The organism is Terrimonas pollutisoli, from assembly GCF_029360765.1.
Lineage (GTDB): Bacteria > Bacteroidota > Bacteroidia > Chitinophagales > Chitinophagaceae > Terrimonas_B > Terrimonas_B pollutisoli.
Map to the genome: position 1 here is coordinate 591,107 of NZ_JARKNA010000002.1, position 13,205 is coordinate 604,311.

10 protein-coding genes are annotated in these 13,205 nt (G+C 41.0%); 7 read left to right on the forward strand and 3 right to left on the reverse strand.

Annotated features, from left to right (window positions below; all coding sequences use genetic code 11):
• Nucleotides 1–65: 65 nt before the first annotated feature.
• Together guaA and P2W73_RS06410 are read left to right on the forward strand one after the other, a co-directional pair.
• Nucleotides 66–1,601 carry a glutamine-hydrolyzing GMP synthase gene (guaA, locus tag P2W73_RS06405; RefSeq protein WP_276501176.1) on the forward strand — a complete coding sequence of 512 codons (1,536 nt, stop codon included), beginning with the start codon at nucleotides 66–68 and terminating at the stop codon, nucleotides 1,599–1,601.
• Between the two features lie 40 nt (nucleotides 1,602–1,641).
• Complete coding sequence (locus P2W73_RS06410) at nucleotides 1,642–2,820, forward strand: ABC transporter substrate-binding protein (protein ID WP_276501177.1); 1,179 nt, start codon at nucleotides 1,642–1,644, stop codon at nucleotides 2,818–2,820.
• Between the two features lie 79 nt (nucleotides 2,821–2,899).
• Here the strand turns inward: P2W73_RS06410 and P2W73_RS06415 are convergent, their stop codons facing one another.
• From P2W73_RS06415 to P2W73_RS06425, 3 genes are all read right to left on the reverse strand, one after another.
• Nucleotides 2,900–4,048: a hypothetical protein gene (locus tag P2W73_RS06415; protein WP_276501178.1), complete on the reverse strand. Its 1,149-nt coding sequence runs from the start codon at nucleotides 4,046–4,048 to the stop codon at nucleotides 2,900–2,902.
• A 99-nt stretch (nucleotides 4,049–4,147) separates the two neighbouring features.
• Complete coding sequence (locus P2W73_RS06420; protein ID WP_276501179.1) at nucleotides 4,148–4,936, reverse strand: alpha/beta hydrolase; 789 nt, start codon at nucleotides 4,934–4,936, stop codon at nucleotides 4,148–4,150.
• 72 nt (nucleotides 4,937–5,008) lie between these two features.
• A complete protein-coding gene (locus P2W73_RS06425) occupies nucleotides 5,009–6,982 on the reverse strand; it encodes a KUP/HAK/KT family potassium transporter (RefSeq protein ID WP_276501180.1) in 1,974 nt (657 codons plus the stop codon).
• Nucleotides 6,983–7,215: 233 nt separating this feature from the next.
• Here P2W73_RS06425 and P2W73_RS06430 point away from each other — a divergent pair, with 233 nt between their 5' ends.
• From P2W73_RS06430 to P2W73_RS06450, 5 genes are all read left to right on the forward strand, one after another.
• Entirely contained in the window at nucleotides 7,216–8,736 is a 1,521-nt protein-coding gene (locus tag P2W73_RS06430) for a hypothetical protein (protein WP_276501181.1), read from the forward strand.
• A 107-nt stretch (nucleotides 8,737–8,843) separates the two neighbouring features.
• Nucleotides 8,844–9,749 carry a hypothetical protein gene (locus P2W73_RS06435; protein WP_276501182.1) on the forward strand — a complete coding sequence of 302 codons (906 nt, stop codon included), beginning with the start codon at nucleotides 8,844–8,846 and terminating at the stop codon, nucleotides 9,747–9,749.
• A gap of 151 nt (nucleotides 9,750–9,900) precedes the next feature.
• Nucleotides 9,901–10,575: a phosphoribosylformylglycinamidine synthase subunit PurQ gene (gene purQ, locus P2W73_RS06440; protein WP_276501183.1), complete on the forward strand. Its 675-nt coding sequence runs from the start codon at nucleotides 9,901–9,903 to the stop codon at nucleotides 10,573–10,575.
• A 106-nt stretch (nucleotides 10,576–10,681) separates the two neighbouring features.
• Nucleotides 10,682–11,134, forward strand: a complete 453-nt coding sequence (locus P2W73_RS06445) for a protein-disulfide reductase DsbD domain-containing protein (protein WP_276501184.1) — start codon at nucleotides 10,682–10,684, stop codon at nucleotides 11,132–11,134.
• A 70-nt stretch (nucleotides 11,135–11,204) separates the two neighbouring features.
• Nucleotides 11,205–13,181 carry a protein-disulfide reductase DsbD family protein gene (locus tag P2W73_RS06450; RefSeq protein WP_276501185.1) on the forward strand — a complete coding sequence of 659 codons (1,977 nt, stop codon included), beginning with the start codon at nucleotides 11,205–11,207 and terminating at the stop codon, nucleotides 13,179–13,181.
• The last annotated feature ends 24 nt before the right edge of the window (nucleotides 13,182–13,205 follow it).

Sequence of the window (13,205 nt, forward strand, 5' to 3'; positions counted from 1 at the left end):
GTTTGGGTCAGGGCGGTTTTAATATGGTAAAGTCTTAATCAAAACCTTTTTTTACCTTCGCCCCCATGACAGAAAAGATACTGATCCTTGACTTTGGTTCTCAATACACTCAGTTAATTGCCCGTGCTGTAAGAGAAGCCAGTGTGTACTGCGAAATAATCCCTTATCATAAAAAAATTGAATTTGAACCGGCTTTAAAAGGAATTATTCTTTCCGGCTCTCCTTTTTCAGTAAACGAAAAGGATGCTCCTGATGTGGATGTGCAGGGATTTATTGAAAAAGTACCCGTTTTAGGCATTTGCTATGGGGCACAGCTGACTGCCAAACGGTATGGTGGAAGGGTAGAAAAAAGCGATAAAAGAGAGTATGGCCGGGCCCAGCTGCAATTGAAAAGGCAGGATATCTTATTGCAGGATGTATCGGCACACAGCCAGGCCTGGATGAGCCACAGTGACACCATTAAGGAATTGCCTGTTGGATTCGAACTATTGGCTGATACCGAAAGTATACCGGTAGCGGCCTTCAAAAAAAATGGCGCTGACTTCAACCCTTTATACGGAGTACAGTTTCATCCGGAAGTATATCACTCTACGGAAGGGAAAAAAATCCTAAAAAACTTCCTGGTCAATATCTGTGGTTGCAGCCAGGACTGGACGCCTGCTCATTTTATTACCGATACTGTTGAGGCATTACAAAAACAGATTGGTGACCGGAAAGTAGTAATGGCATTAAGCGGGGGAGTGGACTCAACCGTTGCAGCAACCCTTATTCATAAAGCGATTGGAGATCGGCTATTCGGCATATTTGTTGACAATGGAGTATTAAGAAAGAATGAGTTTCAGAATGTATTAGATACTTACGCCAAACTGGGGTTGAATGTAAAAGGCATTGACGCAAAGCAAAGATTCTATGACGGCCTGGCGGGCAAAGAAGATCCGGAACAAAAAAGAAAAGTAATCGGGAGTTTGTTCATTGACATCTTCCAGGAAGAAGCCAAAAAAATTGAAGGTATCGGGTTGTTGGGACAGGGAACCATCTATCCGGATGTGATAGAAAGTGTTTCCGTGCATGGACCTTCTGTGACCATCAAGTCGCATCACAATGTAGGCGGATTACCGGAGCACCTCCACCTGGAGTTGGTTGAGCCATTGCGTTCTTTGTTTAAAGACGAGGTGAGAAAAGTAGGCCGTGAGTTGGGAATACCTGCGGAGATGATCGACAGGCATCCTTTTCCCGGCCCTGGATTGGCCATACGCATCCTGGGTGAAATCACGGAGGAAAAAGTAAAACTATTACAAGAGGCCGATCATCTATATGTTAAAGGGTTAAAGGATCGAAATCTTTATGCAACTGTTTGGCAGGCCGGGGCAATCTTGCTTCCGGTAAAGAGTGTGGGAGTGATGGGTGACGAAAGGACTTATGAGTTTACCCTGGCATTAAGGGCCGTTACCAGCGTAGATGGAATGACGGCAGATTGGTCGCATTTACCGTATGATTTTTTAGCTTATATCTCCAATGAGATCATCAACAACGTAAAGGGGATCAACCGGGTAGTGTATGATATAAGCAGCAAACCACCGGCTACTATTGAATGGGAGTAAGGCAGTATAAACTGAAATTGTAATTAAAAAATTACTAGAAATGAAGATAAAAGCATGGTACTTGATTTTTGCATTAGTGCTTTCACAATCAGTTGTACTTTCCCAGGACACTCTCAGCAAGTATAAGATTGCCATTTTTGCCCCGCTTTATCTTGACTCAGCTTTTGACGGCGTCAATAATTACAAATACGCAAAAAACGTTTTTCCAAAATTTATTAACTCTGGTCTTGAGTTCTATGAAGGTGCCCGCCTTGCCCTTGATTCATTAAATAAAGAAGGCGCAGAGCTGGAAGTGTATGTATATGATACAAGATCCGCTACTGAGAAATTTGAAGAGCAGCTAATGAAGCCCGAATTAAATGACGTGTCTCTCATTATCGCCCATTGCAGCAATAATGAAGTACGCTTGCTAGCAGAGACGGCTCTCAAAAAAAAGATACCGGTAATTAATACGACGGTACCTAATGATGCAGGTACTGTTTCCAATCCTTTTTTTGTAATTCTTAACCCCACTTTGAAAACACAGTGTGAAGGCATCTATCGGTATATCCAGAAATATTTTGCTATCAACCCGGTAATAATGTTTAAAAGAAAAGGAACGTTTGATGACCAGATAAAAAAAATACTGGATGACTATAGTAAGAGCACCTCATCTGTACCATTGAAAATTAAATACGTTGAGTTGCCGGACAACTTTTCGACAACGCAGTTGAAAGCCTATCTTGATTCCAATCGCACCACTTTATGCATGGCCGGAAGCCTGGATATAAATTTTGGGAAGCGTCTTGCTTCAAGCCTTGCATCTTTGGTAAATGAGTATCCTGCCGTGGTAATGGGGATGCCCACCTGGGATGGCATCAAAGAGTTTAACAAGCCTGAGTTTAAAGGAATAGAAATTATCTACAGTTCTCCTTTCTACAATGCCAAGACCGATAAAGTAAGCGAGTCCATTAATGAGTATTTTAACACTGTTATGTTTGCAAGGCCAAGTGATATGGTATTTCGTGGTTATGAAGTAACCTGGAAGTTTGCCAAACTTCTTGCGAAATATAAAAACGATCTTGCTTCTAACATCGGTAACAAACAAGGCAATATATTTACCGACTTCGATATTCAGCCTGTTTTGAATAAGCAAACAATGGAGCTGGATTATTTCGAAAATAAAAAATTATACTTTCTTAAATGGGAGGATGGGATAGTGAAAGGAGTGAATTGGTAAGAGTTTTGGATAGGCAGAAAAAGAAAGAGGAAAGATGTTTTAAACAATTTTCCCCTTTCCTTTTAGTTATTTGAAAAACCTAATTTACCCGGTTAAAATATTCCCCGATACCGCATTCCGTTTTTCTTCTTATATCATCCATGATGATACGAATGATTTCATCATTCGAAGGTGGCCATTGCTCCTTTTGATTGATGAGTTTTTTGTCTTCATCGCTTAATGCTCTTTCATCGCCGGTGAAGGTGGCAAAGGATGCTATCCAGTTATAATCGCCGCGATATGTATCACTCCATAACCAGCGGTTGTCGTAATCCCTGATCGTAGCCTGCAGCAGGCCGTTAGCTTGTATAGTACGGGTAGTGGTTGTGATTTTGGCTTTAACAGTGATATATTCTTTTCTTACGGAGTCCTTCGAGACAACAATTTCTTTGCCTACAATTTGTTTCGATACTTCCCTTGTATCCCTTTCATCACGATAGCGGCCAATATTTACATCGCTAAAACGCATGTCAACCATATTGTCCGTACGCACCTGCTGATTACCGGGCCCTGCCTGTTGGTAAAAGCGAAGAAACTTGCTTTTGTTATTATTATTCAGATAGCGAAGCAGGTTGTAGTTGAAATTATTATAATCAAAATTATAAGACCCGTGCTGGAATCCGTACCGGCTCAGTGGACGAATCACAACATTGGTCACGGCATTTTCATATGCCTCATCAATTTTTTGCTTGATAGAAAGATCGCCTGGCTTTAGTGATAATGCTTTTTGAAATTCATAATAAGCTTCACGAAAACCGGCTTTACTGTTTTGATTCATTAACTCCAACCCACGTTCCACCCGGGCGTTGCCAGCCTCTTCTTTATAAGTAGTTATATACGATGAATAATCTATAGGTTGAACAATTTTGAAGACGGAAGGTGAACGGCGGATAGCTTCATAAAGCCCCTGAAGTTGCAAATACTCATGATAAATGCTTTCCGACTTCAGCGTGTTAATGCTATTGGAATAATTGCGGATCCTGCTTTCATGATCCTCTGCTGCAAATCTATAAGCATCCTGGACAATATTGATAAGTTTGGTATCACCCGGTTTCTTTTGCAACTTTTTAGTGGCAAGCATTACTGCCTGGTCATAGTGGCCTTTCGAATAAAGCTTCTCTGCCGTTTTACAGGAGAAGAAAAAAAGGCTGCTGGCAAAAAAAAGAAGTGAGTAAAGTTTCAGTTTCATAAATCTTCATTTAAATAGTTGGACGTTTCTCTTATATCAGATGTTATTAACGTAAAGGTGAATTAAATAAACCTTAACACCGCTTTAGGGGATGGGGGTTTAATACTTCAGGATATCCCTTACGAAATTATGGTACTCGTCGTACATCGGCAGATTGTTATGCCCACCTCCCTGTATACGGATCAGGGTGATTTTTTTAGGGTTGATCTTTTGCAGCCTTTCGCTGTGTTTAATGGGGATAAGCCAGTCTCTAGTGCCATGAATAATATAAGTGTGACATTTTACCAAAGCAATCCATTTATCGGTCCGCAAATGGTATCGTAACACATAACGAACAGGCAGGATCGGCAAAAATCTCTCCGCTACTTTCAAAAAACTATAATAGGGTGCATCGAGAATAAGATACCTGGGATTGTTATCAGAAGCAACTTTTGAAGCAAAGCCACTGCCGATACTTCGCCCATACACTATCAAATGCTGTTCAGGATACGACTGCAATAGTGTTTTATAGACAAACTGCATATCATTCAGCATTTCCCTTTCACTTCTTTTGCCAGTGCTTTTGCCAAATCCCCGGTAATCCACTAACACCACGTCGTAGTTGTAACGATAAAAATCCCGGGCATATTTCGCCCAGCCCTTGATACTACGGGTATTACCATGAAAATAAAGAATAAGTCCTGCGGGATTTTCCCTGAAAAAATGCAGGCCATTGATCCGTACGCCGGGCTCTATATCAAAAAAGTATTCTTTAAACGGAATATCATATTTGAACTGGAAGTCCTGGTTTAGCTTTTCGGGCTTAAAGATGAATTTTTCCTGTAAAAAATAAACAGCGATTGATAAGGCAATAATACCTCCAATGATATACAGAACAAATGGGGGCAATTCTTAAGGTTTATAGTTTTGGAGTTAAGATAGCCTGATTCCCGAAAAACTCAAAAACTATTGTAACACAAACTAATCTTCCACTCTTTTCAATCTTATATTGGTAACCGGCGCCACGATCAGGGGGAATTTTTCTACGGTAACATTCGCTACATCCAATCCAAAACCCTTTTCTTCGGAAAGGCTATGATCTTTCAACCAGAAATGAAGTTTCATGACTACCCGCTCCATAAAGGGTAATTCATTATCCTGGCTCAGGTATTTTTCCATGACCATAAACTGGAAGTCGCCTACGGTATTACTGCTGGCGAGGCTTTCATAACGGCTGATAATATTTACCTCTTTATTGGCGACTAAATCTTCCACTACCTTACGGAACATCAAATTAATACGTGGCTCCATTCTGAAACCCAGCCTGAAATCGATACGAATAATATCATTCGGAATAATATGGTCCACTTTATACTCGCAGGTATAAGGATCGTCCACGGTGTCTACGTGAACAAACCAATATATATCGGCACGTTTCGGTTTTTTATTGAGAATGGAATAGATGATCTTATGCTCAATTTCTTTTGGATTATTAGCACTGGTAAGATAAACCAGGTGCGTAGCATATTTCGGCACGGCCTTGTCATTGCTCAGCTCCTGTATCTTGGGTACATAATGTTCCATCCTGACAAATTCCACATAGCGGTTTTTGATCTTACGGGCACGATACCACACATACATGATCGTAAACATCACGCCGCCGATCAATAAAGTGATATAACCTCCATGAACGAATTTGTCCATTAATGCCACGAAGTACACGATCTCAATGATCAGGTAGCCTATTAGAAATATATATATCTTATACTCCTTATATCGATGGAGTACCAGGTAATTGGCAAACAAAATGGTCGTTGAAAGCATAGTCATAATAATGGCGAGGCCATAGGCAGCTTCCATGGAAGAAGACTGTTTGAAGTGCAGGACCACACCAGCGCAACCGACAAAAAGAATAATATTGATGCCGGGAATAAAAAGTTGGCCTCTTTCTTCCGAGGGATAGCGGATCCTCATCTTTGGCCACAGGTTCAATCGCATGGCTTCGCTGATCAGCGTAAAGGCGCCTGAGATCAAAGCCTGGCTGGCAATGATGGCGGCCGTTGTTGCGATAACTACCCCGGGAATAATGAACCATTCCGGCATCAGGTCATAAAAAGCGTTAATGCCCATTGCTTTTTTGATTTCCGGGGTGATTTGAAGCCCATTCCTGTGTGCTAACAAGTTTGCCCCCTGTCCAAAATAATTGATCAGCAAACAGGTTTTTACATAAATCCACGAAATACGAATATTTCCCCGGCCGCAATGCCCCAGGTCGCTGTAAAGTGCTTCTGCACCCGTGGTACAGAGAAAGACGGCGCCCAATAACCAAAATCCTTCCGGGTAAGTCCGGAGAAACTCAATAGCATAATGAGGACTTACTGCTTTGAAAATCGTAGGGTCATCAAAGACGTGGATGATTCCAAACATTGCCAGCATGGTGAACCAGAGAAACATAATTGGTCCGAAAATTTTGCCAATAGAAGCTGTGCCAAATTGTTGCAGGAAGAAAAACGAAGCGAGAATAACCAACACAATGATCACAATAGTATCAACAGGCATGCCTCTTAAGGCCGGAAGTTCGCCAAGTCCTTCGATGGCCGAAGTGATGGAGATAGGAGGGGTGATAATGCCATCAGCTAATAAAGCCGCCCCTCCGAGCATGGCTGGAATTACCAACCATTTCCGCCTTCTTCTTACCAATGCATACAACGCAAATATGCCACCCTCACCGCGGTTGTCTGCACGAAGGATTAGAATTACATACTTAATGGTCGTTTGTAAAGTAAGCGTCCAGATGATACAGGAAAGCGAACCGAGAATAAGAGCTTCATCGACTATCCGGCCATTGATGATCGCATTAAATACATAGAGGGGGGATGTACCTATATCTCCGTAAATAATTCCTAGTGCAATGAGTAGTCCAGCCGCTGTAGCTTGGTTAGTGTTTTTTTTCACTATCGGGGGTTGTTGTTATCCAGGTACAGAAATTGATTCTGTAACAGTTTGCCTGCAAAGGTATAGGCAAAATTCAATTACAAAGAAGGGCTTGTTAAAACTTTGTGCATAGCAATATTTAATACAACTAAACGTTACCAAAAGCCGTCTCCCTGATGCCGCCAAACTAAAATAAAACTTCACATTTTTTGGCAGCCAACGTGTAACTTTAATTTGCAAAAAATCAGAATATTATGCTTCGTGGACGATTGTTGATTGTCTTTTTGTTTTTCGTCGCGTTATCCGCCCAATCACAAAAACTCGTTTATTCCGAGCCTGAAAAAGACGATACCCGCCGGCTGAACTTTGAAATAGTTGGAAAGATCAACGGCAATTTTCTTGTCTATAAAAATGTAAGGAATAAAAATTGGATCGCCCTGCTCGACAACGACATGAAATTGGTTAAAAGTGTTGAACAGGATTATCTCCCCGATAATGACAGGGTGATCAATGTTGATTTTTTCCCGTACAGCGATTTTGTGTACATGATTTACCAGTACCGCAAGAAAAATATTATTTATTGCATCGCCGCTAAGATTGACGGCAACGGTCAAAAAGTAGGGGAGCTGACTGAACTGGATACCACGCAGGTAAACTTTGGTGCTGATAATAAGATCTATTCTGTGGTGACGAGCGAAGACAAGAGTAAGATCATGCTGTTTAAAATCAATAGCAAGAACAAGAAGTTATATAAAATTACCACCCTGCTGATGGATGATAAGCTTTCCCTTATTAAAAAAAGCAGGTTATCACTGGAAATGAATGACCGGGATGATTACCTGAACGAGTTCCAGGTAGACAATGACGGTGATTTGATTTTTACCAAATTCGACCGGGTAAACAGTGAAAACATCGGTAATGCTGCTTTTATAATTAAATATGCCCAGGCTGACTCGTTTAAAGTAACGCCATTGGATACAGAAAAAAGATACCTGGATGAAATAAGAATAAAACCTGATAATTATAATAAGCGGTACCTGATCACTTCTTTCTACTACAAGCAGAGACGTGGTAATGTGGACGGCTATTATTTTTATATCTGGGATAAGCAAACAGGGCAGCCGGTTGCAGAGGATACCTTGATTTTTAGTGATGAGCTGCGGCGTGAAGCAAGAGGCAATGCGGGAACCCGTACGGCATTTAATGACTACTTTATTCGTAATATCATTAACCAGCGTGATGGCGGTTTCATTATTACGAGTGAATCTTACTATACTACTTCAAGAGGTGGCGGCTGGAATAGGTGGAGCAACCTTTACGGTTCGCCTTTCCTTCGGTCTTATGATTATTATTACTATTCACCGTATTCTTATAACAGCCTGTGGGCAAACAGGTGGAATATGGGGCAATCGGTCCGTTACCAGGCTGATAACATAACGATATTATCTTTCGATAAAGATGGAAAGCATAAATGGAGCAGTGTTATCACCAAGGAGCAATTTGACGATCAATCGGATGACCTGTTATCTTACCAGGTCATGAACACCGGCGGACAACTGCATTTTTTGTTTAACAACCTTGAAAAAAGGGCTAATCTTCTCAGCGATTTTAGCTTACAACCCGATGGTAAGATTACCCGTAATCCAACTTTAAAAAACCTTGACAGGGGTTACGAATTAATGCCCAAATACGCTAAGCAGGTTAGTTCGAGGCAGGTGATTATACCGTGTGTGTACAGGAATTATATTTGCTTTGCAAAGCTTGAGTACAATTAAACGATATAATTTTTCCTTTATCCGTGATCGCACTATTTAAACAGAAAAACCCGGCCAACCTTTTACTATTGCTTATAACCGGCATTTTGATCAAAATGCCCATGTTTATGAGACCGCATGCGGCTGTAGTGCGACCAGCTGATGGAATCCTGTTTGAAGGAATTATTGCATTTTTTGATCCTATCGCTAAATCGAACCCGGTATTTTATCCGGTATTGACCTTTGCCTTATTGTTTTTGCAGGCTGTAATGATCACCCGCTTTATCAATAACCAGCGGATGATGAATAAGCCCAATTACCTGGCGGGGATTGCTTACATGCTTATCACTTCGCTTTTGCCGGAGTGGAATTATTTTTCAGCCCCGTTGCTTTGTAATACAATACTGTTATTTATTTTATCGGCATTATTTGGGGTTTACAATAAGCCCAATGCCAAAGGCGCCATTTACAATGTGGGCTTAGCATTAGGAATTGCCGGGTTTCTATTTATTTCTTCATTGACATTCATCATCTGGGTTTTGCTGGCATTAGCTGTAATGCGGCCGTTTAGAATCAATGAATGGCTGATCTGCCTACTTGGTATAACAACTCCCTTTTATTTTTATGCGATCTATACAGTAATAAATGGAAATTTCACGTGGCAGGAATTTATTCCCCAGCTTAGCCTGGGTGTTCCATCGCTTAAGCAATCAGCCTGGCTGGCTGGCAGCATTTTCCTGGTGATGATACCTTTTTTAAGCGGGGGGTATCATGTGCAGGAAAATCTCCGGAAGATGTTGATCAACATCAGGAAAGGCTGGAGCCTTTTGTTATTGTACCTGTTGGCGGCTTTGTTGCTTCCCTTTGTGAATAGCAGCGCCACATTTGAAAACTGGATCATGGCCATGGTGCCGATGGCTACTTTTCATGGATATGGTTATCTGCAGTCAAAATGGAGAGTTTTCCCGCTTATTATTTTCTGGTTAACCATTGCCTTTATTTTTACTTATCAATATTATGGGCCCGGTTGGTAGGCTCAAACCAACACTTGTTTAGTTTAACAGGTCATTTATCCCTCTTGCAGCTTGGGCACTGTTGCTTATATTTGCGTTTTAAATTTTAGCCGTAAAAGATGGAAAATGCAGCATCGTTTCCATTGGGCTTAACAAAATAATACATCAGCAAATGAAATTCGGGGTAGTTGTTTTTCCTGGTTCTAATTGTGACAGAGATATGCATGATGCCCTCAAATACGACCTGGGGCAGGAAGTGACGATGCTTTGGCACAAAGACAAAGATCTCAGCCAGTTTAATACGGAAGATTGCATCATACTCCCCGGTGGCTTTTCTTATGGCGATTATTTACGTTGTGGTGCCATTGCAAGGTTTAGTCCATTGATGCAAAGTGTTATCGAATTTGCTAATGCCGGGGGTAAGGTATTAGGAGTATGTAATGGCTTCCAGATATTATGTGAGTCTCATCTTTTGCCGGGCGCCTTGTTAAGAAACGGTAATCAACAATTTGTTTGTAAAAACGTTTACATAAAAGACCAGGCAGAAAATATCTATAAAATACCAGTGGCGCATGGAGAAGGCCGCTATTACGCGGATGACAAAATACTCAGTGATTTGGAGGCTAATGGACAGATCATTTTCCGCTATTGCGACGAGAATGGTAAGGTAAATGCTGCTGCTAATCCTAATGGCGCTATTAACAATATTGCAGGAATCTGCAATTCAAATCGTAACGTATTTGGTATGATGCCGCATCCCGAAAGGGCTTGTTCTGACACGCTGGGTAATACGGATGGGCGCCAGATAATTAAAGATCTGTTAATGGCGGGGCAACTGGTAGGGTAATTGCATCGTCTACAAGGAAATATTTAGCAGCCTTTTATCACTTTGCTGACAATTAAATACCCGGCTGTATTCTATTTTTGCCTTGTATTAATACAACCACGTTCGAATGAAAAAAAATTTAGCAATTTTATTGTTGGCTTTTGCAACGACTTCGGTGAATGCCCAATTGAATCCTGTTAGCTGGTCTTTTTCTTCAAAAAAAATAAATGATAAAACTTACGAAATACACCTGACAGCAACCATGCAGTCGGGATGGCATTTATATTCACAGGTTCAGCCGGAGGATGCCATCGCTCAGCCTACGGATTTTAAGATCAATAATAATCCTTTACTTTCCCTGGACGGAAAGATTAAAGAGGTTGGAAAAATGGAAAAATTTCATGATGCAAAGCTGCAGGTATCGGCCAATCAATACGCCAATAAAGTAGATTTTGTGCAGGTAGTGAAATTAAAGGCCAACGCAAAAACAAATCTTACCGGCAGCGTGGAGTTTCAGACTTGTGATGATAAGAAATGTCTGCCACCAAAGACTGTTAATTTTAGTGTTCCCGTCAAATAGCTGATTAAATTGTTGTACAAAATTTAGCGGGTTCTTCTTTAGAACCCTTTTTTATTAAACAGGCAAACGAATGCGTAGAAAAAGCAAAGCCATTATTTTTATTGTTGCAAACCTATTTTTATTTCTCACTTCGTTTGCCCAGGATTCTATCCCCGTTCCTCATCAATGGAAAGTTGCAAGCAAGAAGCTGGCTGAAGGTAAATATGAGCTTTCGTTTTCTGCTGCTGCGACTGGTGAGTGGAAAATTTATGCGCCTAATCAAACCCTGCTTGACGTAAAAACAACTGAATTAGTTTTTGCCGATTCTTCTATCCGGCAGGAAGGAGAGTTTAAGATAGAAGCTTCGCAAGTAAAAGAGGAACCCAGTTCAATTTTTGAAAATACAATCATCAAAGTATTTCCCGGCGACGCTGTTTGGAGAGTAACGGTCACAATCGACGGCAATACACCGGCGCAATTGCAAGGGAGGTTGCTATATACTTATGGTAAGAATGATGAGTTTTATCCGGCTACGGCTATTCCTTTTGTTGTAGAGCTGGAGGGAGGTGTTGCTTCTTCAACAAAAATCTTAGTTCCTTCCATAAATATAGGAAAGCCTGTAAACGAGTGTGGGGATGAGGGCACGAAAAATAAAAGCATATTGTCAATTTTCCTGCTTGGCTTACTCGGGGGACTCATAGCCTTGCTGACACCCTGCGTATTTCCTATGATACCTGTAACGGTAACGTTTTTCACCAAAAAATCGCATGATAAAAGCAGGGGAATAACCAACGCTATTCTTTATGGCCTTTTCATTTTCCTGATCTATGTACTGATCACTCTTCCCTTTCATATCGCTGACAAAGCAATAAGCCCGGAGATCTTTAATAATATTTCCACTAATGTCTGGTTGAACTTACTATTCTTCGCTGTCTTTGTTGTATTTGCTCTGTCCTTTTTTGGCCTCTTTGAAATAGGGCTGCCGGCTGGCTTAGCAAATAAAATGGATTCAAAATCCGGACTAGGAAATATTGGTGGGATTTTCTTTATGGCATCAACGCTGGCGATCGTTTCATTTTCCTGCACAGGCCCGATATTGGGAACGCTGTTGGTTGGTGTTGCAGAGCAAGGTGCCTGGCCTTTAACAGCAGGGGCTGCTGGTTTTGGTATTGCGCTTGGATTGCCCTTTGCATTGTTTGCCATGTTTCCAAATTGGCTTCATTCATTACCAAAATCAGGTGGCTGGATGACGGATGTGAAAGTAGTGTTAGGATTCCTGGAGCTTGCGTTAGCGATTAAGTTCTTATCTAACGCGGATCTTGTAAAACAATGGGGATTTTTGAAAAGAGAAATTTTTATAGGCCTTTGGATTCTAATTGGAATATTACTTACATTATACCTGCTGGGAAAACTGAAATTTTCGCATAGTTCACCAGTAAAGCGTTTTTCCTTTACCAGGATAGCCTTTATTGTTTTGTTTGCATCTGTTACTATTTATCTGTTGCCGGGCCTTTCTAAAACAAAATGGGCGGATTTGAAATTGATCAGTGGATTTCCACCGCCACGTACATACAGCTTATACAATTTTGATAATAATAAAAGTGTCTTCGAGCCCATACACAATAAATATGAAGAAGCTTTGGCTATTGCCAAAAAAGAAAATAAACCAGTTCTGATTGACTTTACGGGTTGGGCATGTGTAAACTGCCGTAGAATGGAGGAGAAAGTATGGCCCGATCCTATGGTGGATAGCCTGATGCGGACAAAATTTGTTGTGTTATCCTTGTATGTTGATGAAAGAAAAAAACTGCCATTAACAGAACAAACTACGTATAGAGCTCCCAATGGCAGTGAAAAGTCCATTATAACCGTGGGAGACAAATGGTCGACTTTTCAAACAGAAAATTTTGGCGCTACTTCCCAGCCACAATACGCAATCATCAGTGCTGATGAAAAAGCGATGGTCAAAACAAAGTTTTATACCCCTGATCCAGCCGAGTTTGCCGAATGGTTGCAGTGTGGACTAGATGCATTTCAAAAACATAATCAAACAACGATGGCAAAATAAGATCATCATTCGACTATTAGTCAT